At 39.1% G+C, this 230-nt stretch carries 1 pseudogene; it reads left to right on the top strand.

The annotated features are described in order from the left end of the window. A pseudogene (locus Q4519_RS22260) lies at window positions 1-230 on the top strand (fatty acid metabolism transcriptional regulator FadR); the annotation flags it as partial.

The following is a 230-nucleotide window of genomic DNA, read 5'->3' as shown; positions in this document are numbered from 1 at the left end:
CTGTTGGCTGACAATTCGAAATTGTAAACCAAAGCAATTAAATGATATTTGGCAAACTTCAGTGTTGAATATTCTGGAAACATTGGCCCGACTCGATGGTGAAAAATTCCCACAGCTTATTGATCAACTGTTATCCGCTCGTACAAATATTATTGCCATTTTTATTCGTAGTGCGTTTAAGCGTAACCCAAAGAAAGTGCTAGATATTATTGAGCGACGTCCCTCCGTGG

The organism is Motilimonas sp. 1_MG-2023, from assembly GCF_030547455.1.
Taxonomy (GTDB): Bacteria; Pseudomonadota; Gammaproteobacteria; order Enterobacterales; family CBDFNC01; genus Motilimonas.
Note: the sequence above shows the minus strand (reverse complement) of the source record. Positions and strands in the feature narration are given on the sequence as shown.